Source organism: Peribacillus sp., from assembly GCF_059453735.1.
Genome location: NZ_JAZVJO010000233.1, coordinates 1 through 4,083, shown reverse-complemented (window position 1 = coordinate 4,083; position 4,083 = coordinate 1). Strand labels below are relative to the sequence as shown.

Sequence of the window (4,083 nt, the reverse complement as noted above, 5' to 3'; positions counted from 1 at the left end):
ATGCTTTATAAGCTGGCCGCCAATTGGCGGTCGTTCAGTGCGAAAGATTCTAATCATTTAGTATAACTAGTCGAACCTTTAGCGATTCCCCTTTCGCTTTTAGAACCTGCTAAGTTTCAAAGGAGTGAATCCAATGTAAATCAATCAATCTTTTATACTCTCTAAAAAACATAAGGGGATGTTTACATTGGAGAAGTCTTTTAAACGATTGGTATCAGGTCAATCGTTAGCTAACGCAGGAGATGTTTTTTATATTGTTGCACTTATAACCAGTGTATACAATGTAACAAATTCATTATTTTATGTTTCGCTGGTTCCAGTAATCATTATGCTTGGTGGGGTTTTAGGCGGTTTAGCAGCGCCGCTGATTATTGATCGTTATAAGTTGAAATCGATTTTGGTTCACTCTCAATTAGGTAAGACATGTATCTTGCTTGTACTCACTCTATACGTATCATTCTTTTTATCGTCTAATACGGTTATGTGAATTCACTTCATTATATTCTGTATTACCTTTTTAGATAGTTTCGCTAACCCAGCAAGCAGTGCGTTAGTACCGCAGTTAGTTTCAGACGAACAGTTAGTTAAAGCTAATAGCCTTATGTCTTCAGTCTATCAATTTATTCAGATGGGTGGATGGGCAGCAGGGGGGATATTATCCGCGTTTTTACATGCTAATGGGCTATTAATGTTGACTTTTAGTTTATATGTGGTGTCCACATGCTTACTGGTATTCGTTAAAGTCAATGAAACGAAACTAGCGGAAGAACGATTAGTAAAGGGAAGTAAACTGACTTCCATGTTAGAGGGCTGGAGAATCATCTTAGAAGATAAGAGGCTGCGAATTCTTCATCTACTCTTGGTTTTTGGTTCAATAGCTAGTCCAGTGTGGGTGTCCGCCATTTTACTTCCTTTTATCGACCTAAGGCTGCATGTGGGAACAGAATGGTGGGGGTATATAAATACTTCCTTATTATTAGGGTTATTTCTAGCTGGAATTTTTGCTTATCGACATGCTGATTTCATTAACAAGCATAATCAGAACGTGTTATTGCTCGGAGGTTTTATGGTTTTTTTGATGACCCTTTTATTTGGAATGAATAAAATTCCAGTCATGGCTCTTTTGCTTATAGGCATATATGGCTTATTCGAAGAACTCAGGATGATTTCGATTCATACAATCATTCAAAGTCTAGTGAAGGAAAAACAGTTAGCGAAGGTATATGCCGCACAGAGTTCTTTAATCATGATTACCTTCGGAGTATCAACGCTGATGATGGGAATCGTGGGTGATCTGTATAGGATATGGGTTGTCTTTATGGTTGCTGCAACTGCATTATGTTTGTCGTTTATTACGCTGATTACCTCTAAAAGGTATGTAACACTGACCATAGACGATAAATTTGAAAACCAGATGTAGAGGATTTAGAGGAAAGCCAACGATTTTGTTGGTTTTTTTGTCTGTTCGTAACAAGATTGCGCATTTACAAGAAATTCGAGATAAAAGATGAGGGTGTTTCTTTCCATAACCAAAGGCCGCCAAAAATAAGCGGCCCATGATTTACTTCGTAATTTAATAATCTAGCAGGCGTCCATAATCATGCCATTGCCCATACATTTTATTTTCTTTTGTGTTCTTGATAAATTTGTCTAATCGACTCTTCATTAATTCCGGCTGCTTTTTATTGCTTTGTATCGTGTCGATTCGAACTCTTTGATAAAGAGCTGGAAATGCCATGAAATTCTCATATACTTGCGCATTTTCTTTTAGCCTTTGCTCAATCACTTTATCTAGTTTAAACGAAACGTGGTCCATATCGGGTAGTACCTTTCTTCCTTCATCATTCATTAACCCTACCTTTTCGAGGCGGCGGACACGTTCTTTATTCAATTCAGTCCATGAACTTCCTTTGCGCCTAGGAGACAGTCTCTGCGCTAGTTGCGTTTCAGATAGTTTCTTTTTGACTCCATCAATCCATCCAACGCACAAAGATTCTTCAACGGCATCCAAATAGAACAGCGTTTCAGGTCTGGGCGTCATACTGACGACTACCCAACAAGATGTTTCCGTCTTACCATTTTCCTGTAGCCAAACCCTTAATTCATTCCTCGATTTAGCTGGTAGTAAATTTTCCATTTCCATTGATAAACGATAATCTCCTTTCAAGGTATGACAAGCAGTCAAAAAGGTCGTTAGATGTACCGACCTTTTTATTCTCCCTTTGTACTGGTGCTCATTACTCCAACATCAGAGACTAAATGGATTTTGCAGGTTCCTGATACCAAAAAAGAGAATAGTCGTTCATGGTGGATGCATGGCCCAATTGGCGCAGCATGGTCGAAACATTCCCCCGGTGGTAAGTCCCGTGATTAACCACTTGCAGCACAATTTCAGATAATTGAGTGCTGCGTGTTCCAGCGTATGGATTATCGAGCTCAATGGTTTGTTCCAAGTCGTCTTGGTTTTGGAACCACGCTCTGTATTGTTCGGCTAACTCATTAAAGGTATTCGTGAATTCATCATCAGAATACCGAAGGAGTTCTTGCTGAAGGGGAAGACACGCTTCCAGCGCCTTCGGCATACTAATACCACTCAGAACTTGTAACCAGCACTTTTCGACCGCATAGATATGCGCGAACGCTTCGCCAATGGTAGGAAATGAGGTGTTTACTTCTTGTTGCAACACGGAGGACGGAAGTTCCTTGATTCGTCCCAAGAGAGTTTGAGTAGCCCATGCATTGTAATCGTACAATTTTTCCGGATGATTCATTTAAATCGTCTCCTTTTGATTTGAATTTGTTTTTGGTTCTGTCTTTATAATAGAAAAAGAAGTATGACAACTGTCTGTCATACTTCTTCATAAAGTTTGAGAGCGTTTTGAAGTTTTTCTTTTATAATTCCGCGCAGTTCGAGCGGCTCAAGGACTTCGACTCCGCTCCCCAAACTCAGCAGAAACGACCAAAGCCATCCGGCCTTCAACGGTTGATAAATGGGGATGCGCATGGTCATACTTCCATCGTCATGAAATTGTTTATCTGCTTGGTGAAAATGATCCATTGCTTCCGCCAACGCCTTCGGTCCGACCCGAAACACCACTTCGCTCACCTGATCTTGCCTTAATAAATCCGTTTCTTTTGGCGCATCGTGATGCGGTTGAAAGGTTTCCTGTGTCAGGGAGCAATTCATCATTCGGGATAGTCGGAACTCTCGATAATCCCGTCGTGTTCGGCAAAATCCATAAACGTACCAATTGCTATATTTAAAATGAAGCCGGACTGGTTCCATAGTCCGGGTCGTACGTTCGTTCTTTGCATTGATGTAATCAAAACGGACGACTTTACGTTCCGTAATGCCCGCACGTAAATGACGTAGTGCATCGGGATCTGTACGGAGGGTTTCTAAATCCACGGCTAAACTCGGAGTCTGCGGCGATGTTCCAACGGTTTGCAGGCGTTCAATTGTCCCTTGAGCACGCTCGTCTTCAAACACGGTGGAAAGGCTGCTAAGCACGGTGATCAGAGAATCGACATCATACGAACCAAGCAAGCTTTTATCCATCTTGTATCCGTCCATTATGCCATATCCGCCTTTAATCCCTTGATGAGATATAACCGGAATACCAGCAGCGCAAATCACATCGATATCCCTATAAATGGTTCTTGTGGACACTTGAAATTCTTCAGCAAGCAAAGAGGCAGATAAAACTTCGTGGTTCAGCAGCTTGTAAATCATAGAGATCAATCGTTCTAATTTCATCTATATCCCCGTCCGTATCTCAATTTGATTAGCTAAATGACCCCAAATTTCTTTAAAGCATATTCGATTCCATCTTCATTAGCCTTTTTCGTTACGAAATCAGCGGTTTTTTTAAGCTTTACGTTTCCATTTCCCATCGCTATACCAAGGCGCTTACATCTATGCTGGCAAATATGATGCACAATGTCCCCATAAATTTGGGGTGGAGATTGCAGAACTACTTCCACAAGCAACGTTTACAACGTTCGAAGAAAGTAACCATTGTCCGTATTTTGAAGAGGCAGAAATGTTTAAAACGTTTGTTAAAAAAACAGTATAACAGGTAA

Annotated in this window: 5 protein-coding genes and 1 pseudogene; 2 read left to right on the top strand and 4 right to left on the bottom strand. The window is 40.6% G+C overall.

Translation table 11 applies throughout. The features are described 5' to 3' along the window. Positions 1–187 precede the first annotated feature (187 nt). Together AC52RT_RS07375 and AC52RT_RS07370 are read left to right on the top strand one after the other, a co-directional pair. Positions 188–487 (top strand): hypothetical protein, encoded by a 300-nt coding sequence (locus AC52RT_RS07375; RefSeq protein WP_495540142.1) that lies wholly within the window; start codon positions 188–190, stop codon positions 485–487. Next, positions 488–1,420, top strand: coding sequence for an MFS transporter (locus AC52RT_RS07370; RefSeq protein WP_495540143.1), 933 nt, complete (start codon positions 488–490; stop codon positions 1,418–1,420). 153 nt (positions 1,421–1,573) lie between these two features. On the opposite strand, the gene AC52RT_RS07365 is transcribed toward AC52RT_RS07370, so the two are convergent. The 4 genes and pseudogenes from AC52RT_RS07365 to AC52RT_RS07350 form a co-directional block, all read right to left on the bottom strand. Beyond that, on the bottom strand, positions 1,574–2,143 hold the full coding sequence (locus AC52RT_RS07365; protein ID WP_495540141.1) for a YdeI/OmpD-associated family protein: 570 nt from the start codon (positions 2,141–2,143) through the stop codon (positions 1,574–1,576). Positions 2,144–2,255: 112 nt separating this feature from the next. Beyond that, complete coding sequence (locus AC52RT_RS07360) at positions 2,256–2,771, bottom strand: DinB family protein (protein ID WP_495540140.1); 516 nt, start codon at positions 2,769–2,771, stop codon at positions 2,256–2,258. 77 nt (positions 2,772–2,848) lie between these two features. After that, positions 2,849–3,757: a helix-turn-helix transcriptional regulator gene (locus tag AC52RT_RS07355; RefSeq protein ID WP_495540139.1), complete on the bottom strand. Its 909-nt coding sequence runs from the start codon at positions 3,755–3,757 to the stop codon at positions 2,849–2,851. A gap of 32 nt (positions 3,758–3,789) precedes the next feature. Then, positions 3,790–3,909, bottom strand: a pseudogene (locus AC52RT_RS07350) (HAD hydrolase family protein); the annotation flags it as partial. Positions 3,910–4,083: the final 174 nt, after the last annotated feature.

Bases quoted from the DNA above. Each gene is read 5' to 3' on its own strand.
- AC52RT_RS07360 (WP_495540140.1), bottom strand. From the start codon at position 2,771: ATGAATCATCCGGAAAAATTGTACGATTACAATGCATGGGCTACTCAA.
- AC52RT_RS07355 (WP_495540139.1), bottom strand. From the start codon at position 3,757: ATGAAATTAGAACGATTGATCTCTATGATTTACAAGCTGCTGAACCAC.
- AC52RT_RS07365 (WP_495540141.1), bottom strand. From the start codon at position 2,143: ATGGAAATGGAAAATTTACTACCAGCTAAATCGAGGAATGAATTAAGG.